25 protein-coding genes are annotated in these 23280 nt (G+C 32.8%); 8 read left to right on the top strand and 17 right to left on the bottom strand.

Annotation, left to right across the window (positions count from 1 at the left end; genetic code table 11):
• Window positions 1-20: 20 nt before the first annotated feature.
• From rseP to rpsB, 7 genes are all read right to left on the bottom strand, one after another.
• Window positions 21-1301: an RIP metalloprotease RseP gene (gene rseP, locus CBF36_RS02185; RefSeq protein ID WP_125956219.1), complete on the bottom strand. Its 1281-nt coding sequence runs from the start codon at window positions 1299-1301 to the stop codon at window positions 21-23.
• 34 nt (window positions 1302-1335) lie between these two features.
• Entirely contained in the window at window positions 1336-2124 is a 789-nt protein-coding gene (locus tag CBF36_RS02180; RefSeq protein ID WP_125956217.1) for a phosphatidate cytidylyltransferase, read from the bottom strand.
• A complete protein-coding gene (locus CBF36_RS02175) occupies window positions 2121-2924 on the bottom strand; it encodes an isoprenyl transferase (RefSeq protein ID WP_125956216.1) in 804 nt (267 codons plus the stop codon). The genes CBF36_RS02180 and CBF36_RS02175 overlap by 4 nt, the downstream gene beginning before the upstream one ends.
• 158 nt (window positions 2925-3082) lie before the next feature.
• Window positions 3083-3640, bottom strand: a complete 558-nt coding sequence (gene frr / locus CBF36_RS02170; protein ID WP_125956214.1) for a ribosome recycling factor — start codon at window positions 3638-3640, stop codon at window positions 3083-3085.
• A gap of 3 nt (window positions 3641-3643) precedes the next feature.
• Window positions 3644-4366, bottom strand: a complete 723-nt coding sequence (gene pyrH, locus CBF36_RS02165) for a UMP kinase (RefSeq protein WP_125956212.1) — start codon at window positions 4364-4366, stop codon at window positions 3644-3646.
• A 117-nt stretch (window positions 4367-4483) separates the two neighbouring features.
• Window positions 4484-5365 (bottom strand): translation elongation factor Ts, encoded by an 882-nt coding sequence (tsf, locus tag CBF36_RS02160; RefSeq protein ID WP_125956210.1) that lies wholly within the window; start codon window positions 5363-5365, stop codon window positions 4484-4486.
• A 117-nt stretch (window positions 5366-5482) separates the two neighbouring features.
• Window positions 5483-6268, bottom strand: coding sequence for a 30S ribosomal protein S2 (gene rpsB / locus CBF36_RS02155; RefSeq protein WP_125956209.1), 786 nt, complete (start codon window positions 6266-6268; stop codon window positions 5483-5485).
• A 274-nt stretch (window positions 6269-6542) separates the two neighbouring features.
• On the opposite strand from rpsB, the gene CBF36_RS02150 reads away from it, so the two are divergent.
• Both CBF36_RS02150 and CBF36_RS02145 read left to right on the top strand, forming a co-directional pair.
• A complete protein-coding gene (locus tag CBF36_RS02150; RefSeq protein ID WP_125956207.1) occupies window positions 6543-7163 on the top strand; it encodes a histidine phosphatase family protein in 621 nt (206 codons plus the stop codon).
• Window positions 7164-7237: 74 nt separating this feature from the next.
• Window positions 7238-7807: a DUF308 domain-containing protein gene (locus CBF36_RS02145; RefSeq protein WP_165865353.1), complete on the top strand. Its 570-nt coding sequence runs from the start codon at window positions 7238-7240 to the stop codon at window positions 7805-7807.
• Between the two features lie 4 nt (window positions 7808-7811).
• On the opposite strand, the gene CBF36_RS02140 is transcribed toward CBF36_RS02145, so the two are convergent.
• Window positions 7812-9155: a hypothetical protein gene (locus tag CBF36_RS02140; protein ID WP_125956204.1), complete on the bottom strand. Its 1344-nt coding sequence runs from the start codon at window positions 9153-9155 to the stop codon at window positions 7812-7814.
• A 121-nt stretch (window positions 9156-9276) separates the two neighbouring features.
• Between CBF36_RS02140 and CBF36_RS02135 the strand changes: the two genes are divergently transcribed.
• From CBF36_RS02135 to rpsT, 6 genes are all read left to right on the top strand, one after another.
• Window positions 9277-9906: an MBL fold metallo-hydrolase gene (locus CBF36_RS02135; protein WP_125956202.1), complete on the top strand. Its 630-nt coding sequence runs from the start codon at window positions 9277-9279 to the stop codon at window positions 9904-9906.
• A 127-nt stretch (window positions 9907-10033) separates the two neighbouring features.
• Window positions 10034-10867, top strand: a complete 834-nt coding sequence (locus tag CBF36_RS02130) for an undecaprenyl-diphosphate phosphatase (RefSeq protein ID WP_125956200.1) — start codon at window positions 10034-10036, stop codon at window positions 10865-10867.
• Window positions 10868-11011: 144 nt separating this feature from the next.
• A complete protein-coding gene (locus tag CBF36_RS02125; RefSeq protein WP_125956199.1) occupies window positions 11012-12928 on the top strand; it encodes a heavy metal translocating P-type ATPase in 1917 nt (638 codons plus the stop codon).
• 89 nt (window positions 12929-13017) lie between these two features.
• Window positions 13018-13560, top strand: a complete 543-nt coding sequence (locus CBF36_RS02120; protein WP_125956197.1) for a DUF1836 domain-containing protein — start codon at window positions 13018-13020, stop codon at window positions 13558-13560.
• Window positions 13553-14407: a DegV family protein gene (locus CBF36_RS02115; RefSeq protein ID WP_125956195.1), complete on the top strand. Its 855-nt coding sequence runs from the start codon at window positions 13553-13555 to the stop codon at window positions 14405-14407. The genes CBF36_RS02120 and CBF36_RS02115 overlap by 8 nt, the downstream gene beginning before the upstream one ends.
• Before the next feature lie 107 nt (window positions 14408-14514).
• Complete coding sequence (gene rpsT / locus CBF36_RS02110; RefSeq protein WP_117973051.1) at window positions 14515-14769, top strand: 30S ribosomal protein S20; 255 nt, start codon at window positions 14515-14517, stop codon at window positions 14767-14769.
• Between the two features lie 51 nt (window positions 14770-14820).
• Here the strand turns inward: rpsT and holA are convergent, their stop codons facing one another.
• The 9 genes from holA to rsmD form a co-directional block, all read right to left on the bottom strand.
• Complete coding sequence (gene holA, locus CBF36_RS02105; RefSeq protein ID WP_125956193.1) at window positions 14821-15840, bottom strand: DNA polymerase III subunit delta; 1020 nt, start codon at window positions 15838-15840, stop codon at window positions 14821-14823.
• A 49-nt stretch (window positions 15841-15889) separates the two neighbouring features.
• Window positions 15890-18034 (bottom strand): DNA internalization-related competence protein ComEC/Rec2, encoded by a 2145-nt coding sequence (locus tag CBF36_RS02100; protein WP_165865352.1) that lies wholly within the window; start codon window positions 18032-18034, stop codon window positions 15890-15892.
• A 151-nt stretch (window positions 18035-18185) separates the two neighbouring features.
• Window positions 18186-18662 carry a ComE operon protein 2 gene (locus CBF36_RS02095; RefSeq protein WP_125956190.1) on the bottom strand — a complete coding sequence of 159 codons (477 nt, stop codon included), beginning with the start codon at window positions 18660-18662 and terminating at the stop codon, window positions 18186-18188.
• A 66-nt stretch (window positions 18663-18728) separates the two neighbouring features.
• A complete protein-coding gene (locus CBF36_RS02090) occupies window positions 18729-20039 on the bottom strand; it encodes a Y-family DNA polymerase (RefSeq protein WP_125956189.1) in 1311 nt (436 codons plus the stop codon).
• Window positions 20029-20421, bottom strand: a complete 393-nt coding sequence (locus CBF36_RS02085) for a hypothetical protein (RefSeq protein ID WP_125956187.1) — start codon at window positions 20419-20421, stop codon at window positions 20029-20031. Before CBF36_RS02085 ends, CBF36_RS02090 begins: the two co-directional genes overlap by 11 nt.
• A gap of 84 nt (window positions 20422-20505) precedes the next feature.
• Window positions 20506-21135 (bottom strand): helix-hairpin-helix domain-containing protein, encoded by a 630-nt coding sequence (locus CBF36_RS02080; RefSeq protein ID WP_125956186.1) that lies wholly within the window; start codon window positions 21133-21135, stop codon window positions 20506-20508.
• A 49-nt stretch (window positions 21136-21184) separates the two neighbouring features.
• Complete coding sequence (locus CBF36_RS02075; protein ID WP_125956184.1) at window positions 21185-22210, bottom strand: SepM family pheromone-processing serine protease; 1026 nt, start codon at window positions 22208-22210, stop codon at window positions 21185-21187.
• A gap of 18 nt (window positions 22211-22228) precedes the next feature.
• Window positions 22229-22717 (bottom strand): pantetheine-phosphate adenylyltransferase, encoded by a 489-nt coding sequence (gene coaD, locus CBF36_RS02070; protein WP_125956182.1) that lies wholly within the window; start codon window positions 22715-22717, stop codon window positions 22229-22231.
• Window positions 22710-23276 carry a 16S rRNA (guanine(966)-N(2))-methyltransferase RsmD gene (rsmD, locus tag CBF36_RS02065; protein WP_125956180.1) on the bottom strand — a complete coding sequence of 189 codons (567 nt, stop codon included), beginning with the start codon at window positions 23274-23276 and terminating at the stop codon, window positions 22710-22712. Before rsmD ends, coaD begins: the two co-directional genes overlap by 8 nt.
• Between the last annotated feature and the right edge of the window lie 4 nt (window positions 23277-23280).

The raw sequence follows: 23280 nt of genomic DNA, 5'->3' as shown, positions 1-23280 counted from the left end.
TATAAACTCCCCTAATTATATTATTGAATAAAAAATCGTTGAATATCGTTCCATGTTACTGCCACCATTAATACAACTAGAATAACCACTCCAGCCATAGTAATCATGACTTCTTTTTCTTGACTTAATGGTTTACCACGTACACCTTCAAATAAATTCAACACTAATTTTCCACCATCAAGACCTGGTAATGGAATTAAATTCATAATTCCCAAGTTGACTGATAACATCGCTGTAAATGATAAAATAGCAATGATACCACTTTTTGATACCGACTCAGATAGTTTAAAAATCATCACTGGTCCACCTAATTTATTGATGCTAAATCCTGTAATCAAATCCCCTAATGCTTTAAAGATAGTTAATGAGTTAGCTGCCATTTGTATAATGCCATATTTTATCTTACCAAAAAACGATAACGGCGTAAATTTACTACTCATCTGAATCCCAATCATTCCAACATTAGGATTTTGTTCGCTTTTCTCCGGTACTACTTCTACTGTTCTTTTTTCACCTTTATCATTTTCTAAAACTAATGACACTTTTTTTCCAGCATTAGAAGAAATCTCTGCTGAAATATCTGAAAATTTTGGTGTTTCATTACTATTCACTTGAACAATTTTATCACCTGGCTTAATCCCTGCTTTATCAGCGACACTGTTTTGGATAATACCACCAATCGCATTTGATGGATCCTCAACATATTTTCCACCTTGCATAAAAGCAACAAGAATAAATAGTACTGCAGCTAAAATGAAATTATTCAATGGTCCAGCGAAATTAGTCATCATTCGACGGCCTAACGATGCTGATTGGAATTGAACATCTCGTGGTGCGATTTGGGTTTCAATTCCATCTTCTTCAATAATGGTTGCATCATGTGACACAGGAAAAACTTTTTCCTCTGACTCGTCACCATTTTCATAGCCTTTGATAAATAGCTCATCTTCTAAGTCATAGGCAATCAATTCAACTGGAATACTATTAGGGAGTTGAATTTTTTTCGTTGGGTTGATTTTCGTCACGACACCTGTTTCATCGACAACAAGTGATAAGTGCATCCCTGGAGATAACTCGCCCTCATCTTCACCTTCTCCTGCCATACGAACATAGCCACCAATTGGTAACAACCGAATAGTATACGTTGTGCCATTGTGACGATGATAAAACAATTTTGGTCCCATACCAATTGAAAACTCACGAACTAAAATCCCACCACGTTTGGCAAAAATAAAATGACCAAACTCATGAACGAGAACAATTAAACCAAACACAAAAATAAATGTTAAAAATGTTTTCATCAGAACATCCTTCCTACTTATCGTATTAATTTATTTAAAATAATCCTACTAAATGCATCAATGGAAAAACAAATAATAAACTGTCAAATCGGTCTAATATTCCACCATGACCTGGTAAAATATTTCCTGAATCTTTTACACCGTAATAACGTTTATATGAAGATTCAACTAAATCACCTAATTGTCCTACAATAGAGAAGACAATAGCTAACAATAACATGGCAACAACATTATACGTCAGTGGCCAAATTAACGTGTAAACAAGTGAGATGACCATCGCACATGCAATACCACCAAGAGAGCCTTCAATCGTTTTATTGGGTGAAATATCTGGTGCTAACTTTCTTTTACCATATTTTCTACCAATCATGTAGGCTCCAATATCTGTTGACCAAACGATGAGTAAGGCATACATCAATACGTGTAAGCCTGTTTCTCTAGCAGAAATAAAATTTTGAAAACCTGTTCCCACATATAAACTTACTAATACTGGAAACCCTATATTATCAAACGTTAATGCATTTTTAAGAAAAACAGGTAAAACCAATAATGCCATAACAATTAAATAAAATAGCGTATTGCCATTCACCGACTTGGGTAAGAAATCATACCAAGTTGAGCGTGGTAAAATTAATACAACTGCCCCAATTATAGCAAGGATCCCTTCTGTTGATTTGATTTCCAAGCCTTTCATTCTAAATAACTCGTAAACAGCAATCCCACCTAACATGGCCATAACAACTTGTAATGGCATTTGTCCAATGACTATTAATGGAATAAATAAAATTAATGCAACGACTGCTGTAATCACTCTTTGTCTCATTTATTTGCCTCTCCTTCTGTGTTCAATCCCCCAAAACGACGTTGACGCTTTTGGTATGAACCAATTGCTTCTTCTAAATTTTCTAAACTAAAATCTGGCCAATAGCTATCAGTAAAATATAGTTCACTATAAGCAATTTGCCATAACAAGAAATTACTAATTCTTTCTTCCCCACTCGTACGAATCAATAAGTCTGGGTCTCGTAACTCTTTTCCTAAACTGGCTGTCATTAAATAATCAGAGAACATGTCTTCATCAACTTCTTCTGTGATGTTTCCTTGCTTAGCTTCATTTAACAACTCATTCACTGCTGTTAAAATTTCTGCCCGACTACCGTAATTTAACGCAAAATTCAGTATCATTCCCGTATTATCCTTGGTTTCCTCCATGGCATTTTCCACAGCTTTTTGTGTATGCTTTGGTAAATAGTCTTTGTATCCCATCACATTTACCTTCACATTTTCTTTGACCAATTCTGGTACAAAGACATCAAAGAAGTCGACTGGTAATTTCATCAAAAAATCAACTTCGCTTGACGGACGTTTCCAATTTTCTGTTGAAAAAGCATATAAGGTTAATACTTTAACACCTAGCTTACTGGCATGAGTTGTTATTTTTTTAACATTATTCATGCCTTCTTTGTGACCAGCAATACGTGGTAATCGCCTTTTTTGCGCCCATCGTCCATTACCATCCATAATAATCGCTATATGCTTGGGAATCTCCCCATCTTTGGAAAAGTTTATTGTTTTTTCTTCTCCTAATTTTTCCTTTGTTTGTTTTGTAAATAAATTAAACATAAAAAAGCCCCCTCAAAAGACTTGAGCATAAACATGCACTCATCTTATTGTAGCAAATGGGACTAGAAAAACCTATAAAAAAAAGGATAATCCTCCTTTTTTTAAAAGAAATTATAAAAAAACAAACCACGAATCTCTTCGTGGCTTTATTTTACTGATTAAACATCTAAAATTTCTTTTTCTTTTTCGCTTACAATGGCTTCAATATTTTTTGCACTAGCATCTGTTAAGGCTTGTACATCTTTTTCAAATCCACGTAATTCATCTTCAGAAATTTCTTTATTTTTTTCTAATTTTTTCAATTCGTCAATCGCATCACGACGAATATTACGAATAGCAATTTTTGCATTTTCGCCTTGTTTATTTACTTCTTTAGCAATTTCTTTACGTCGTTCCTCTGTTAATTGAGGAATTACTAGTCGAATCACTGTTCCATCATTTGTTGGAGAAATACCAATATCGCTTGCTAAAAGAGCTTTTTCGATATTTTCCATAGCTGATTTATCAAATGGTGTAATCATTAACACTCGCGCTTCTGGAATAGTAATTGAAGACAATTGATTTAACGGTGTTGGTGCACCGTAGTAATCTACTGTAATACGGTCTAACAAACTAGCATTCGCACGACCAGCTCTGATTTGACCTAATTCACGTTGTAAGCTCTCTTCAGATTTTTTCATTTTTTCTTTTGCATCATTTAAAATTGTTTGACTCATAATTTATTTCCCCCTTACTGTTGTTCCGATTTGTTCACCTAAACAAACTCGTTTAATATTTCCTGGTTCATTCATATTGAAAACCACTAAAGGTATGTCATTGTCCATACTCAAGCTACTTGCTGTTGAATCCATTACTGATAAGCCTTTTGAAATAACTTCCATATGAGTTAATTCTTCAAATTTTGTGGCATTCATGTCTAACTTAGGATCTGCAGAGTATACGCCATCCACGTTATTTTTAGCCATTAAAATAACATCTGCCCCAATTTCAACTGCTCTAAGGGCTGCTGTTGTATCTGTTGTGAAATATGGGTTACCTGTTCCACCAGCAAAAATAACAACACGACGTTTTTCTAAATGACGAATAGCACGACGTCTAATATATGGTTCAGCAATTTGTCTCATTTCAATCGATGTTTGGACACGAGTTGGGACACCTAAATTTTCAAGCGTATCTTGCAGTGCTAAACCATTCATCACAGTTGCAAGCATTCCCATATAATCTGCTTGAGAACGTTCCATTCCCATCTCAGCACCAATATTTCCACGCCAGATATTCCCGCCACCAACAACTATAGCCACTTCTACTCCAAGAGCATGAATTTCTTTGATTTCTTTAACCAAACCATTTACAACAGTTGGATTAATACCAAATCCTTTTTCTCCGGCCAATGCCTCGCCACTGACTTTTAATAACACTCTGCGATATTTAGGTTCTACCATTTTTATGCCTCCGCTTTTATCCTTTAGTCTTACTATACAAAGAATTCATACAGTAATTTTTTCAAAAAAAAGGAGCGCATATATCATAACAACAATAAATGCGTTCCCGATGATTAACTATTTACCCATTTGACTTGCAACTTCGTCAGCAAAGTTTTCTTCACGTTTTTCCATACCTTCTCCAACTTCAAAACGTACGAATTCTTTCACTGTTCCACCTTTAGATGCAACAAATTTTTCAACAGTCATATCTGGATCTTTAACAAATGGTTGGTCTACTAAACAAATTTCAGCTAAGAATTTGTTCATACGGCCAATAACCATTTTTTCAACGATATTTTCTGGTTTACCTTCGTTTAAAGCTTGTTCTGTTAATACCTTTTTCTCATGATCTAATTCATCTTGAGATACTTGGTCTTTAGAAACATAACGAGGATTAATAGCTGCAACGTGCATCGCAACATCTTTAGCGACAACATCATCAGTTGTTCCTTCAATAACTGTTAAGACAGCAATACGTCCACCCATGTGTAAGTATCCACCAAATGCAGCGTTATCGTCTTTTTCTAAAATTTCAAAACGACGGAAACTAATTTTTTCTCCAATAACTTGAGTTGCTTCAATTACATCAGAATCAATTGTTCCTGTTTCAGTTTTAATTTGTAAAGCTTCTTCCATAGTAGCTGGTTTATTTTCAGCAACTAATTTTGCAATGTTTTTAACTAAATCTTGGAATTTTTCGTTTTTAGCAACGAAATCTGTTTCAGAGTTAACTTCAACAATAGCAGCTGTGTTTCCATTAATGTATACATTTGCTAAACCTTCAGCAGCGATACGGTCATTTTTCTTACCAGCTTTAGCCATTCCTTTTTCTCTTAATAAGTCGATAGCTTCTTCCATTTTTCCTTCAACTTCCACTAACGCACGTTTAGCATCCATCATGCCGACACCTGTACGTTCGCGTAATTCTTTTACCATAGAAGCACTAATTTTACTCATTTATTGTTTCCTCCCAAGTGTTTGTTTTTAATGAAAAAGCCATCTAAGACAATTGACAAAACCATTGGCTACTTCGTTCACCTTTGCCAGCAGCCCTAGACAGCTTCAATTTATTTATTATTCAGCGTTACTTCCTTCAACAACTTCAACAATTTCTTCGATTGATGGAGCTTCTTCAGAAACAACTTCTTCTGTAAAGACTTCTTCTACGATTTCATCTTCGCCTTGACGACCTTCGATGAATGCATCAGCCATTTTTCCAGAAATTAATTTAACCGCGCGAATTGCGTCATCGTTTGATGGGATAACAACATCAATCTCATCTGGATCACAGTTAGTATCAACCATAGCAACGATTGGAATATTTAATTTATGAGCTTCTTGAACTGCAATACGTTCTTTACGTGGGTCAACGATAAACATAACATCAGGAATTCTTGGCATATCAGCGATACCACCTAAGAATTTTTCTAATCTTTCACGTTCTTTCATTAAACCAGCAACTTCTTTTTTAGGTAGAACTTCGAAAATTCCATCTTCTTCCATAGCTGTGATTTGTTTCAAACGTGCGATACGTTTTTGGATTGTATCCCAGTTAGTCAATGTTCCACCTAACCAACGATGGTTAACGTAGAATTGACCTGAACGAATTGCTTCGTCTTTAATCGCTTCTTGAGCTTGTTTTTTAGTTCCTACAAATAAAGCAATTCCGCCTTCTTCAGCGATGTTTCTCATATAGTTATAAGCATCATCTACTAAGCGAACTGTTTTTTGTAAGTCAATGATATAAATACCATTTCTTTCTGTGAAGATATATTTCTTCATTTTTGGGTTCCAGCGACGAGTTTGGTGACCAAAATGTACACCAGCCTCTAATAACTGCTTCATTGATATTACTGCCATTTGTGTTTCCTCCAATGTGGTTTTTATTTTCCCTCTTAACAGCCTCACTTTTCTTGTGGACTTAAAATAATTAAGCACCTCACAAAAAATCAGCTGAAAATGTGGATTTGATACTACCTTACAGTAGCACCTTTGTTAGTATATAACAGCCATATAAGAAAATCAAACATTTTTCACTAATTTTTTGTATCAGAGCCTTTTTATTTTTCTTTTTTACTATACCCTACTTTTCTTGTATACTTAAATTACTATTATAAGGGAGGAAATTTACTACATGACAATTTTTTACTGCATGAGACATGGGAAAACTGAATTTAATCAAGCTGGTATTTTTCAAGGGGGACTGGTTGATTCGCCATTACTTGATGAAGGGATTGAAACAGCAAAAAAAGCAGGGAACTATTTGCAAGATGTGTCTTTTGACCGAGTGATTATCTCGCCACAAAAACGCGCACAAGATACCGCTAAAGCTTTTTTATCTAGTCATCCTTCTACACCAATTAAAGAAACCATTCAAGATATTCGTGAAATGGAGTTTGGTTCATGGGATGGAACAGTTGAAAGCAACTATGAAGGACAGACCCAATTTGAACACTTAAAACATCGCCCTCATCTTTATGATCCAAGTGAATTTGGCGGAGAAGACTTTGACACTCTATTAAATAGAGCAAAATCAGTCTTCACAGAATATGCCACAAACTATCCCGATGAAACTATTTTAGTTGTTTCTCACGGCTTAACTCTACAAACACTACTAAAACATTTTCAAGGAATCCCTATTAGTGACATTAGAAAAGGCGAACTCTTAGGTAATACCAGCATCTCTATTGTCGAAACAGAAAATGGCGAGGATTTTTCTGTCACACGTTATAACGACTTAGCACACACTCTGTAATTTAATCTACTCAGCTACTTTATTTCATGGTAGAATGGAAAAGTTCGATTAGATTAAAGGAGTGTCACAACAAAATGAGTCGATTTAATAACACACTTTTACAATATGCAAAAAAAATAGAATGGCATTCATTTTTAATGGGTGGTTTGATGATGATTTTTGGATTCATTATGGTATTCCATCTTGATTCACAAATCAAACAATTTAGTATCATTATTGGACTTATCGCCATTTTAAAAGGATTTTTAAATTTTAACTACTATTCGACAAACATTCGATTAGAACCAAAAGAATCTTGGCATATTATCTATCTAATCTCTGGAATTGTGAGTGTCATCATTGGTCTTTCTATTATCTTTAATTTTTCTGCAACAAATAATACCCTTTGTATTATCTGTGGTTTTTGGTTTATTTGGGACTATATTCCACAATTTATTCTGAGTGAATTAGAATTTATCAATAGACCAAAAGTCCTCATTACGTTTAGAATCATCCAAGGTATTTCTATCCTATGTGGGCTAGTGTTGATATTTCAATCTTTTATTCCATTTATTAACCCTTTGATGTTTGCCATTGTTTATTATTTTCTCTCTGGAAGTGTTCTTTTATGGGAAAATTATCAAATTATCAAAAAAAGAAGCTAATCTTTTATTTCAAAAAGACAGCTTCTTTTTTCTTTCCTTGTTTTAACAATATAAGAGCTAGTAAAAATAAGCCTAATAAGACATATTTGCTCGTATCTAATACTGATATAGCCTGTACATCTATTTTTTTAAATGTGTAACTGTGTAATATATTATCCAAAGACACTTTATGTGAACAATTTGTTACGATAAAAAGAACTCCCATCATAATCAACTGATGTAAAATACTTCCAATATTTCCTAAACGATATTTGGCAATCAACCGAAAATCGCGAGGTAAAACTGGATAATGATAAACAGCTTGATTGAGTTGTTGATTATAAATAGACGTCATAATACTTAAAGTAAACACTCCCACATAAAATACCCCATGTGTCATCAATAATAAAAAACTAACTATTAAACCATAAAAAATAGCTTTTTCTTTATTCTTGATTTTTTTACCAATCATCGGAGAAATAATAATGGAGGTCAAATATAAACTATATATAATCATCAATGATGACTTTCCATGATTAATCATTTGATATAGCGTACAAAAAACTAAAATAAAATTAGTCAACATTCCTTTATATATCATCATTGCACTTTCCAAAGGCTTAAATTGACGTTGACGAGTAATTTTTTTATAGTAAATGAAATAGATAACTAAAAGCACTACCATCACAATCATTAACGCCAATAAAAAATGACTTACTCCTAGCTTTTTATCACCTTTTATGATAAATACACTAAAAAATCCAACAAAAAATAAAACAAATGTTTCAATGGTTGAATAATTTGGATAAGGAATAGTTTCATCTATTATATAGGTTGGATAAGTTGAAAAAATGCCAACTAACAACAGTAAATTTAATCCTAAAAACAAAAAGGTTCCTACTATTGATACATCAATCAACTTAAATAATATAGCTGAAAAAACAATGGCAAAACCTAAGGAATATAATTGACTACTCCCTTTATTATTAAAATCATTCAGTGTTCTCTCATGAAACATGACTGTCATATAGCTTGGGAACATTAAACCTGAACACATGCCCAACAAACTTCCAGCAATCCAACCAAACACAATCGATTGATTAAGCAATAAGCCAAACCCACAACCTAAAATACCTAGTCCAACAGCTACAAATAATAAGCGTTGCATAGGCAATGTCTTTAACCGTATTAAAAATAATATGGTTGATTTAAAACAATAAAAAAATAGCAATGGCAACAAGTAGCGAAACTCACGATTATTTTGTAAAAAAATATGTACTAAAATAAATATTGGGAACAAGTTCATTCCATTGACTAATATAAAAGGTATAAATTGCAATGACTCAAATTTCTTTTTTAAATCTTCCATCATAGCACCTCTCTTTCCTTACCTAGTTTACAATATTTTTTCCTTCTTAACAAAATTCTTTATACTTTAGAAATATCCTTTTTTTCGTTATAATACATTTATACTCAAAGGAGGAATTCATGTGCTAACAATTAAACAAATTCCAACAGGAGCAATTCAAGAAAATTGCTACTTAATTTATAATGATCATTCTCTATTAATCGTTGACCCAGGTGACGAAGCTAAAAAAATTGAATCCATCATAGATGAACTGAATGTAAAACCGGAAGCTATTTTAATCACGCATGCCCACTATGACCATATTGGTGCCGTAGATGAAATCAGAGATAGATACAATATTCCTGTATACATTAGTCCAATTGAACAGTCATGGCTGACTGATCCACAATTAAACTTATCAGGTCTATCTCGTCATGATGACATGGCTAACGTTACAGCAAGAGAAGCTGAATTTGAATTTAAAAACTATGATACATACACTATTGGTGATATGACATTTAAAGTCGTTCCAACACCTGGACACTCACCAGGTAGTGTTAGCTTTATCTTTGATGATTTTGTTGTTTGTGGTGATGCACTATTTAGAGGTAGTGTTGGACGGACGGACTTACCTTTTGGCGACGCACAAACTCTTCTGTCTGGTATAAAAGCTGAATTATTTACTCTACCAGATGATTTTAAAGCTTACTCAGGGCATGGACCTGTAACAAGTATCGGTCGTGAAAAACGAGAAAACCCATTTTTTAATTAAATAGCCTTTATCCCCTTAGATATTTAAATTTTTCTAAGGGTTTTTTTATTCTCAAAAAAAGATTTGGTTTTAAAAAAAGATAATGTATACTTAATTGTGATAAAAAGGAAAAAGGGGAATATTAAGAATGGATTTTTATAATATATTAAAAGTAATCTTTTTAGGGATTGTTGAAGGGATTACAGAGTGGCTACCAATCAGTAGTACTGGTCACTTAATTTTAGTAGACCAATTTTTAAAACTTGATGCTTCAAACGACTTTAAAGAAATGTTTAATGTCGTCATCCAATTAGGGGCAATTCTTGCCGTAGTGGTTCTTTATTTCAACAAATTAAACCCATTTGCTAGAAATAAATCAGATATAGAAAAAAAGGACACTTGGTCTTTATGGTTTAAAGTTGTGGTTGCTTGTATTCCAGCAGGTGTTTTGGGTATTTTATTTGATGATTTTCTAGAAGAACATTTCCATAAATTCGTTCCTGTTGCGATGATGTTGATATTATATGGTATTTTGTTTATTATCGTTGAAAATAGAAACAAAACAATCAAACCTACTACGACAACACTTAATCAGTTAACTTATAAAACAGCATTCATCATCGGGTTATTCCAAGTTCTTTCATTAATACCAGGAACATCTCGCTCTGGTGCGACAATTATCGGTGCAATGATTATTGGCTGTTCTCGTTATGTTGCGGCTGAATTTACTTTCTTTTTAGGTATTCCTGTTATGTTTGGTGCAAGTGGGGTTAAAATCTTAAAATTCCTATTAAAAGGTAATTCATTCGGTTCTCCTGAAATCATTTTATTATCAATTGGAACCATTGTTTCTTTTGTTGTTTCAATCTTAGCTATTAAATTCCTGATGGGTTACATCAAAAAACATGATTTCAAAGTATTTGGTTGGTATCGAATTATTTTGGGAACGATCATTCTCATTTACTGGTTAACAACATTATAATAAATAAAACCATTAAAGAAGCGATTTATCGCTTCTTTTTTTATAATCATTCTCATTGATAACGACTATCAATCCCATCTAGATTATAACTATTCTAATCTAAGTTTTTTTATGTTACACTTGCTTTATAAGGAGGTAATACAAATGACTTATATTAAAGAAAACAAACAAATGCTTGCTACAATCATCTGTGGTGTCCTTATGTTACTAGGTTTTATTGTAGATAAAAATAACATGAGATTTGCTCCAATTATTTATATTTTTGGAATGATTATCGGAGGGTTCTCACAGACAAAAGAAGGAATTGAAGACACAATTGAGAATAAACATTTAAGTGTCGATTTATTAATGGCTCTAGCTGCGATTGGTGCCTGTACAATCCAATTTTATTTTGAAGGAATTATGTTAACATTTATTTTTTCATTAAGTGGTTCTTTAGAAGAATACACAACGAGTAAAAGTAAAAAAGAAATTGAAAACTTAATGGCTATCCAGCCAGAAAATGCGTTTTTACTATTAGCTGATAACACAACAAAAGAAGTTCCGGTTGCAGAGCTAAAGATTGGTGATACATTACTTGTTCCTAAAGGAGCGAGTGTCCCAATTGATGGAGAATTATTAAGTACTCACTCTTCTATTGACGAAGCCGCCATTACAGGTGAATCTATTCCAGTTGAAAAATTACATCATGATGCATTATTTGCTGGAACAATTAATGTAGGAAATGCTATCTCAATGGTGGTGACTAAAGAAGCTAAAGATACATTGTTTAGTAAAATCATTCAATTAGTTGATGAAGCACAAAATACACCTTCAAAAACAGCTAGTTTCTTAGATCGATTTGAAAATGTCTACGTTAAAGCCATTTTGATTATTGTCCCACTAATGATTTTCCTTCCCTATTTCTTTTTAGGTTGGACTTGGAGTGAGAGCTTTTATCGTGGAATGGTTCTATTAGTTGTCGCCTCTCCTTGTGCTCTTGTTGCTTCTGCTACTCCCGCAACTCTAGCTGCCATTTCAAATGGTGCTAAAAATGGTGTCCTGTTTAAAGGTGGTGTCTTTTTAGAATCATTATCTGATTTAAAAGCCATTACTTTTGATAAAACTGGAACTCTTACAAAAGGGATTCCTGTTGTAACAGATGAAATTTTTATTGAAGCTCAATGTGACAAAGCCATTTCTGCTTTAGTGACCATTGAAAAAAATTCTACTCATCCTTTAGCTAATGCCATTGTAAGGTTTTACCAAGATTCAAATATATCAATTAATGACACACTAATAGTGGAAGAAATAGCTGGATCAGGTATGCAAGCAACTGAAGAAGATACTTTATGGAAAGTTGGAAACAGTGATTTTGTAACAGAGGGAAGTCTTGATGACAATACGATGGAAAAAACATTGCAATTACAACAAGAAGGAAAAACTGTTATTTATTTGTCTAAAAACAATCAAATAGTCGCGTTCTTTGGCTTACTTGATGTCCCAAAACCTGAAGCAATCGACTGCGTTCGTTACTTTAAAGAGGCTGGTATTACGACAACCATGTTAACAGGTGATCATCATCAAACAGCTAATGCAGTCGCTGAAATAGTGGGCGTGGATCATGTGGTAGCTGATTGTTTACCTGAAGATAAAACTATTTTTATTAAAGAACAAAAAGAAAAAGTTGGAACCAACGCTATGATTGGTGATGGAATAAATGATGCTCCAGCATTGGCAAACGCAACGATTGGTGTTGCTATGGGGCAAGGAACTGACATTGCTATTGATGTTGCTGATATTGTATTAATGCAAAATGATTTAAATAAATTGGCAATGAGTCACGAAATGTCTCTAAAACTAAAAAAAATCGTGACTGAAAATATCATCTTTTCTATTTCTGTGATTGTTTTATTGATTATCTCAAATTTCTTACAAGTCATTAACCTTCCATTAGGTGTGATTGGGCATGAAGGTAGCACCATCTTAGTGATATTAAATGGATTGAGAATGTTAAAACCAATTAAAAAAGAAAAAAACACTCACTATCACACTCAAACTAAAACAAATACTGCTCATTAAAAGTTTGGACAATTTGTCCAAACTTTTTTATTGTCATTTTATAAACTTCATGATATAGTTTTAAAAACTAGATAAAGGAGTTTTTAATATTGAGTGAACCTATCACAATTAATTTAACCGATTTTTCCCTACCATTATGGGACGAATTACCAGATATTGATGTTTATATGGATCAATTAGTTACCATTGTTGAGCGATATTTACAACCTTTATCAGCAAATGGCATACCATTTAAGCCATTAACCCCTTCGATGGTAAATAATTATGTCAAACTAAAACTAATTCCTAAACCGATAAAAAAAAGGTATAGTCGAAAACACATTGCAAGGATTATTGTGATTACAATTTTAAAACAAGTATTTGATATACCGTCTATTCAACAAAGCATTGATTTACAAACTGAAAATACGAATTCTAAAGATGCTTACAATTTATTTTGTCAGTACCTTCATGAATCTCTTCATGCTTTTTCAACACAAGGCGAAACCATTATATTTAATAATCCTGAAACAGACATTGCCCCTATTCGTTGGGCTTGTATTACAATTGTGAGTAAATTATTTACAGAATGCGCCCTCACAACCACACTAAATACGATAAATAATAAGGAGATGGCAACACAACATGACTGAAAAAATTGCATTATTTGTTGATTCTGGAATGGACTTACCACCAGAAATCGCAGCACTAGATGGTGTATTTATTGTTCCTTTAAGTATTAATTATTCAAATGGGAGCTTCTTAGATAAAATCGATATCACAGCAACTGAAATTTATGACCGATTAGATCAAGAAATCCCCACAACGTCTCTTCCCTCACTTGAAATTATTGAAAATACTATTCAACAAATAAAAAATGAAGGATACACACACATCTTGGCTGTATCTATTTCTAGTGGCTTAAGTGGGACTCACAATGCATTAAGATTATTACTAAATGATCATGAAGATATCACCTCTCACATTATTGATACGAAAAGTATTGGTATTGGTGGTGGGATACAAGCTGCTTACTTAAAAGAATCAATTGACAAACACTATTCATTTGATTCTCTTGTTGAAATTGGAGAATTGTTACCTAAAAAAGGTCGGATCTTTTTTAGCATTCCGACTCTTGAATATTTAAAAAAAGGTGGAAGAATTGGTTTAGTTACTTCTATTTTAGGGACAGCTTTAAACCTTAACCCAGTCATTTCATGTAATGATGAAGGCATTTACTATACGGTGACAAAAGCTCGTGGTAGAAAAAAAAGTTTACAAAAAATGATTGACCAATTAGTTGCTTTTGGTGAAAATAGTACAGACTACCGCATAGGCATTGCATATGGAACCTGTCAAGAGGAAGCTGAACTTGTCAAAAAAACAATTGAGGAAAAATTACCACATGCTACAGTTATTTATTTTAATGACGTCAGTCCTGTATTAGGGGTTCACACTGGTCCAGATGTCATTGGTGTCACTATTTTAGATTTAAATTAAGAAACATTGCAATTAATTTATTGCAAACTGATTATGGTTTCTGTATAATGAGAATGTTGATTACATATGATTTATCAATGTAAACTCTATGTCGGAGGTGAAAATAAATGCCAAATATCGAATCTGCTATCAAACGTGCTCGCACTAGCAAGATTGCAAACGAGTCTAACTCTGCAAAATTAAGCAAAATGCGTACTGCTATGAAGAAATTTGAAAAAGCTGTAGAAGAAAATGCTGATAATCAACAAGAATTATTAGTTGCTGCTACACGCGAAATTGATATGGTTAGTGCAAAAGGATTAATCCATCAAAACAAAGCAAACCGTGAAAAATCACGTTTAGCTAAAAAAATCGCAAAATAAAAAAACTTGATTGACTGAATCTTTTGATTTCTAGTCATCAAGTTTTTTCTTTTATTTAAATTGTTTCATTAAAAAGAGTTCAAACAACAAATTAGCATCCATATAACCTGATTTCATCTTATAATCATTTTCGACCAAATAATCAAAAATAGCACCTAGTGTTTTTAAATCAAATTTTTTTGCTTCTTGTAGTGATAGTTTTATTCTATAGGGATGGATTTTCAACACATCAATCATATTACTTTGTTGATAATGCCTTTCTGCCATTATTTTCACTTGTAACAACAAACGAAACTGACTAATTAAAATAGCATTAATTTTAATAGGATCTTCTCCCTGTAACAATAATTCATTATATAAAGCCAATGATTGCTCTTTTTGATTAGCTAAAATATACTTCAGTAAGTCAAAAATACTATGTTCTAGTGACCTTGGGATGAGTTGCTTAACCATCTCTTTGGTTATTTTTTTTGATTCAGTTGCTACCAAAAATAATTTATCTAATTCATTCATCATTTGGCTAAGATTAGCATTCGTCAAATAAATAAATTCTTCAAACGCCTCTTTACTTATCTCGTAGCCTTCATTTTTTATCGTATCTGAAACATATTGTTGCGCCAAACGATTCGTCATATTCGAAACATCAATCAGTGTTGCTTCTTTTTTTAATTTTTTTACTATTTTCTTACGTTCGTCTAACTTATCATAAGGTGCTAAAAACACTAATATCGTTGATTGGGAAGGCTCATCTAGATAGTCTAATAATGTATTTAAATTATGTTCAACATCTGTCTTTTTCTTTTCACCTGTCAAAAAGTATGGTTCTTGAATGAAGATAATCTTTCTTTCTCCAAAAAAAGGAATCGTTTGCGCTTCTATCATAACGTTATCTAACAAGTCTTGCTTCATATCAAAAGTCATCAAGTTAAAAGATTGCTCTTCTTCTTCCATGCCAGATGCGATTAATTGTTGTTTAAATTGATTAGTAAGATACCGCTCTTTTCCCAATAGGACATAAACAGAATCAAATTTTTTTTCTTTAATTTTTGCGATTTCTTTTTGAAAACTCACTTATTATGACACATCCTTCTTGTCTTCTCTTCACTATTCTAACAGATTTTTATTTTATTGACTTCATTTTCAACATCTCTTTTTTAAAAGGTAACCATTTTTGATAAATCATTCCATCTTCATCTGTCCTAAAAATAGCAATATCATAATTTGTTAGGGTATCCAATGTTTCTGGTGAGGGATGTTTAAATCGATTATTTTCCCCGACAAGTATTATAGCTTGGTTGGGATTTACTTTTTCTATAAAGTCATTATAACTAGATGTTTTACTACCATGATGCCCAACTTTAATACAGTCAGCATTTAAATCATCTCGTTTGTATTGATCTATTAAACGTAATTCTCCTTCTTTTTCTAAGTCACCCATTAGTAAAAATGCTTTTTGATGAATCGTAACCTTTAATACAAGTGAATCATTATTTTGACCATCGCCTACACCTAAAGGAGATAATACATCAAGTTGTAAATTAGATAGCGTTAATTGATTTTTCTGAGTTACTTGATGAACAGATGATACATTCATTTTCTCTAATTTTCGTTGGAAATTCTCTTGTTGATATGCCCCTGGTGTGGTAATAATCTGTTTAATCGTTACCTCTTCACTCAATCGGTCCATATCACCAAAATGATCTTCATGAGCATGTGTAATAAAAAGAGCATCTAGTTTTGATACACCCTTACTTTTTAAAAATGGCAGTAAAGTGTAGTCAGCATTTCGTTTACTGTTTATTTTTTGCTTCCAAGCCTCTTGCTCAAAAGATAAACTTCCACCTGTATCAATTAAATAATTCCCTTGATGAAATGGAAGTTGAATAAAAATCGCATCTCCTTGCCCTACGTCGACAAATGCAATCATGCCGAACGGATTAATGTATTTAATACTTAGCATGAGAATTGGACTCAACAAAATAAAGGATATCTGTTTCACTGATATCTTCTTTACTTTCTCCCAATAGATTAAACAACCAAATTGGCCCATGATGATAAGAATAAGCAATACTTTAGAAAATGTTCCTGTTGTGACTTGAAACATGGTCCACTTCTGACACCATATGGCTAATAGATGGATCGCTCTCACAACACTTTCTATCGCAACGACAATGAAGTTAGGTAACAATCTTGACATTATTAAACTAATAATCAACAGTGGCAATAATACTTGGAACAAAATAGGTGTAAATAATAAACTAAATAAACCAGATAAGATATTGAACTCAAAAAAGTAATAGCAAATTAATGGAAGAGAAAAAAATGTCAACAATAATTGAAAAAGTATCGTCTGTTGATATTTTTTATAAGTCGATATAATTGGTTGAATAAATATAATTAAAAAACTTAAATAATAGCTAAGTACTCCCCCAATAGTCAGTAAAACGGTTGGAAATAAAAGCGTATGGATAAATAATGTCGCACTCCAACAATCCAGTGAACTCAAATACCACTGATAATGAGTCGAGCCCTTTTTTATGATATGTTGTAAACTTGCTCGAATCACTCCGACACTGTATCCTGTGAATCCAATGAATAACAATAAAAATAAACACTCTATGATTGACGTGACTTCTTTTGTGATGCCTACTCTTAGTAACACTGAGCGTATCATCATCACTAAAAAAGTAACATGTAGACCAGACAAAGCAAACAAGTGAGATAAACTTAATTTATTCCACACTTCTCTATTTTCTCCGTCATTGATTCCTAATAGTAAACTAGTCATATAAAAGGAAGTATACGGTAAAAAAGTTTGAGTCATTGATTGATGGACTGACACTCTAAAACTTGATATCCACTCAATTGGATGCAAGATAGATAACGGTTTTTCTTTAACCTCCACAATATTTTTTAACTGGTAAATCCCAACAACTTGTTGAGAAAATAAATAATCAGCATAATCAAAACCATTTAGATTTCGTTTTGATTGTGCTGATACTTTTTCTTGGCTACTGGTTATGACCAATGGGTGCTTAACTGATAACAAAGCCTCTTTTTCTTCTTTAGAAGTCAGTTTATATCGTAAAAAATAGCGACGATGATTCTTCTTCGCTTTAGCTTTAACAAAATCACCATCTACTTGTAATGTGTCAGGTAGTACTGTCCATGTTTCTTTATCTTCATTAATAAATACATCTTGTCTATAAGGGACTGTTAGAAAAAAATAACCATTTGATAAAATAAAGCAAATAATACTCAACATTAATAGCCTATGATTGTTTAAGCACCACACATGAACCATACAAAATAACACTAAAAAAAATCCTAGCCACGATGGATTTAATAAACATAATAGCCACATCACAAATATTATCATGGGATAAAAAAAATACCCCTTTATAGAGGTATTTTCTTTAATCATTGTCTTCACCAAAAGCAAGTGTGTCAAAATACTCTTGAGATAACGTGACTTTATCAATTGTTGCGCCCGCTTGTTTAATTAATTTAATCGCATAATCATCATTGCGATAATCTTTCAAATAATGAATGGTCTTAATTCCTGCTTGTAAAATCATTTTGGTGCATTGCAGACATGGAAAATGAGTGACATAAATTTCTGCCCCATCTGTTTCCACACCAAATTTTGCACATTGCAAAATAGCATTCATCTCTGCATGGATAGTTCTAACACAATGCCCATCTACAAGATAGCACCCTTCATCAATACAATGAACATCTCCTGTTACAGAGCCATTATATCCTCCAGCTATTATCCGTCTATCTCGAACAATTGTCGCTCCAACTGATAACCTTGTACATGTACTACGTAAAGATAATAACATGCTTTGAGCCATAAAATATTGATCCCAAGGAATTCTTTCTCTACTCATCTTTAAACCTCTTTTTCTTTAACTTAAGTTTATTGTAATTGATTTTTAATGATTTAACCAATTTTTTTATGTTAATCCGTCCATACCACCAGCGTGTCCTCCTACTAGGTGACTTCTTTCTATTGCAGTAGCACCTTCTAATAAACTAGAAGCATGAATAATCGCGTCAAACCCAAACCCCCTACGAATCACATCGATTGTCTGATCTAATAATCGGTCCTGTATCGTTGTTTCTGGTTCTTCAAATAAATTCAACTGAACAGCCTGATTTGGTACTAAATTTGAATAATTAACTGATAATTTTCGTACTGGCTCACCCGTATAATATGTATCAAACAATTGGAGACAATAGGCAACTAGTTCTTTGGAGGAATCTGTGGGACTTATTTTTAATTGCCTAGAGAAGCCTATTTGTTCGCTATATCGCGAATACCCAATTGATAGTGAGACACATTCCGTTTGATATTTTCTAGCACGTAATCGCGTTGCCACTTGTTCAGCTACTTCTTTAATGACAATCTTTATTTCAGAAAGTTTAGTATAATCTTTTTTAAGAATTTGACTGTTTCCTATACTTTTAGAAACAGGTTGATAGGTATTAGTCATATCGGAACGATCAATTCCCCATGCATGAGCCACTAATTGTTGTCCCATAACGCCTAGAGGTTGCTTGATATGAAAAAAATCATAATGTGCTAAATCATAAACAGTATAAATCCCTAATTCATTAAGTCTTTTTTCCATTGCCCGATTAATTCCCCAAAAATCTGTTAATTGTTGAATATTCCAAACAGTCTTAGGAACATCTGTGTAACGCCATTGTGCAATCATATCCGAATTATTTTTAGCTTCATTATCTAAAGCTAATTTACTTAATAACATATTATCCCCTATGCCTATTGTACAATGTAATCCAAATTCATGGTAAATCTCTTGTTTAAATTGTTGTGCAAAATCATAGGCTGTCATATGAAATAACTTTTTAGATTGACTCACTCGAATGAACGTCTCATCTATGGAATAGATTAAAATATCTTCATCTGCTACATACTGCTTAAACAATTCATTAATTTGAATATTCTTTTTAATGTATAAGTTCATTCGAGGAGGAACAATCACTAACTCTGGGTGATTTGGTATTTCAAAACGCCTTGATACATTACTGATACCTAATTCTGTTTTTGCTCTAGGACTTGTGGCTAAAGCCAACCCTCCTGGTGAGTCTGATCCACTCATCACAACTAACAATGTCGTCAAGGGATCAAGTCCCCTCTCCACACATTCAACCGACGCATAAAAACTTTTCATATCGACACATAACATATCTTCTTGCTTTTCTTTACTATAATCAAAAAATTGTGCGTGATTATAACTCATCAACATCAGCTACTTGATACCATTTGGCATCTGAAGTTAATTCTATATGACGAATGAGTGATAACTCTATTGGTAAATCATCAATATAAATCGTTGTTTCTGTAAACCCATTAATTTTTCCTTTTATTTCATCAAAAAAACCGCCATCATCACTGTTAGCTACATTAGGTTGAATAACAACGGGGGTTTGTTTCATTACAGCAATATTGATGATTTCAAATATATCATCAAATGTCATCATATCTTTTCCTTCATTAACTAAGGATTGCTCTTTATCACGTTGATGAAGCTCTCTTGTATGTTCTGATAAATAAAAGCCTAAATATTTTTTTATGCCTCTATCATGATAGTAGTGATTTAATTCTATTGGGCCATTTGACATGATACTCATCTCTTCTTTCTAATTATTCACTCTCTTTTCTTAAGATAATTATACGAACATACGTTCTGAAAGTAAAGTGAAATATCAAATAGTGAGTGATGATTTTAAATTTTCAAATGTTTTTTCACCAATGCCATCAACATTTTTTAAGTCCTCAATCGCTTTAAATAAACCTTTTTCTTCACGATATCTAATGATGCTTTCCGCTTTTTTCTCACCGATACCGTTTAACGTTTTTAACTCATCTATGGTTGCTGTGTTGAGATTAATTAAATCTGACTTACTTGATTCTTGTTCGCTTTTTTCATTTGCTTTTATCAATGATAAGTCTTCTAACTTTTCACCCTCTTTAGGGATATAAATAACCATTTGATCAACTACTCGTTCAGACAAATTCACTTGTTTATCATCTGCTTCAGATAAAAATCCACCTGCTAGTTCAACGACATTTAACACTCTCATGTTTCCAGTCACTTGATAAATACCTGGGTTTTTAACGGCACCTTTAATATCGACAAACATGTCATCAGTCCGATCACTAATTACCTCTGTACTCTCTAATGTTGTGCTGCTCGTCATGATGTTTTGTGTTTCTTCAACTATCATGTTATTTGAAGAAAACAACCTTACTGCTAAAAAAATAATTACCATGATGAGACTAGCAATACCGATTAGAATCCATTTTTTCTCTTCTGTTTTTTTAAATCGATTCATCTTACCTCCCCTTTCATTTATTACATACGAAAAAACACACCACTTATTTCTAAGTCGTGTGTTTTTCTAAATAATCTATCGCATCTTGAATTGTTTTAACAGGAACTATTTTTAAAGTTAAGTTATTTTTTTTAGCTGATTCCTTCGCTAATTCATAATTGGTTTTACCTTCTGATTCGTTATTAGGAGCGAAAAATATTGTGGCTCCAGCTTTTTCAGCTGCTACCACTTTTTTCTCAATTCCACCAATGTCTCCAACTTCACCTTTATCATTAATCGTTCCAGTTCCTGCAATGTTTCGTCCCTGTTTTAAATCTTTGTTGCTTAACATGCTATAAAGCTCTAAACTAAACATCAAGCCAGCTGAGGGACCACTTACACCTTGTGTATTAAATTCAATATCTTTTTTGGTATCAATTTCTGTTTGATCAACTACTGTGACACCAACACCTGGTCGATTTAATTTTGGTAATTTAATAATTTTTCCATCAGCCACTTCTTCTTTTCCATTTCGCTCATAACCAATAGAAAGAGGTTCATCAATTGGCATTTTTTGTAAGGACTCAATGAATTCATCTGATTGTAAGACAGTTTTTCCATTGAGTTTTTGAATTAAATCACCAACTTCTAGTTTTTTATAAAAACTAGAATAGTCTGCAACAGATAACACGTAAATCCCCTTATATACTCTCTTATAAGGAATATCTGCTAATTCTAATGCAATTTGAATGGCTTCATTTTTTGAATCTTCCATATTATACTCTTGAATCCGCTCATACTCGGCTGAATCAGAACTTCCCAATATATCTTTTTTAGGGATTAATTCTGCGTTTCGATCAAATTGACTTAATAAAACCGTCAAAACATTGGCTTTTTGGACTTGAACTGTCGTCATCATGAACGAGCCTGCTTGTGTATCCTTTTTACCATCTACAGTGATAATTTGATTTAACTTATCGGCACTGCCTGGTGATTCAATATAATAGGGTAATGGAAAAATCAAAACCAACACACACACTAAAACACCTAACACTTTTAGATAAAATGATTTCTTTTTAAAAAGCTCTTTATTCATGACTATAACCTTCTTGTTTTATTTATATTTTAGTTTAAGTGCCTCATTAACCTTTTGGGGAACAAAATCAGTGATATTTCCCTGAAATTTAGCAATTTCTTTTACCATACTAGAACTAATATGATTATATTCTTCATCAGAAATCAAAAAAATTGTTTCAATATGAGAAGAGAGATGTTTATTTAAGACAGCAATACTTTTTTCATATTCATAATCTAATTGATTTCGAATCCCACGTACTAAATAATCTGCCCCTAATTCATCCGCAATTCGGATAGTTAAGTCATTCTCACATAATCTAACCGACACATTTCCCAACTCTTTCACTTCTTCAACGATAAACGCTCGTCTTTCAGCTGGTGTAAATAATGTTTGTTTTGTTGTATTAGTAAAGACTCCTACCACTAGCTCATCAAATAATTTACTAGCTTTTTGAATCGTGTTTAAGTGTCCCTTAGTGACTGGATCAAAACTTCCCGGAAAAAGAGCAATTCGCTTTTTAGTCATCTTTTTTCTCCTCTAATTGATAAATTCTAACTTTTGTCACACCATACTGTTGTTCTTTTTTCAATACCAATTGGCCGATTATATCTGGTAATATAACATGTTTATCCATCTCGCAAATGATTTTTGCCTGTTTTTTTAATAAATTTAATGATTGCAATGCTAACATATTTTTTTCTAGCTCTTCTTTGGCGTAAGGTGGGTCTAAAAACACATAATCACATAAAACGGACTGGCCTGCTAAAAAATCAAGTGCTTTTTTTGCATCTAGTTTTTTCACAACAAACGCATCTTTCTTTTTAGTCATCGTGACGTTTTCTTGAATCACTTTTACTGCTGGAAAAAACACATCAAAACAATAGGCTTTATCCATCCCTCTTGAGACACTCTCAATAGCAAGATTCCCACTACCACTATATAAATCCAAACAAATACCACCATCAAAATATGGGCCAATCATATTAAAAATAGATCCTTTAATTTTATCAGAGGTTGGTCTAGTATTATCCCCTTTTAATGATTGTAATTTTCTTCCTTTAAATTCACCCGCAATGACTCGCATTTCG

The organism is Vagococcus bubulae (genome assembly GCF_003950315.1).
In the GTDB taxonomy this organism is placed as follows: domain Bacteria; phylum Bacillota; class Bacilli; order Lactobacillales; family Vagococcaceae; genus Vagococcus; species Vagococcus bubulae.
This window is presented reverse-complemented; position numbering and strand designations above follow the sequence as displayed.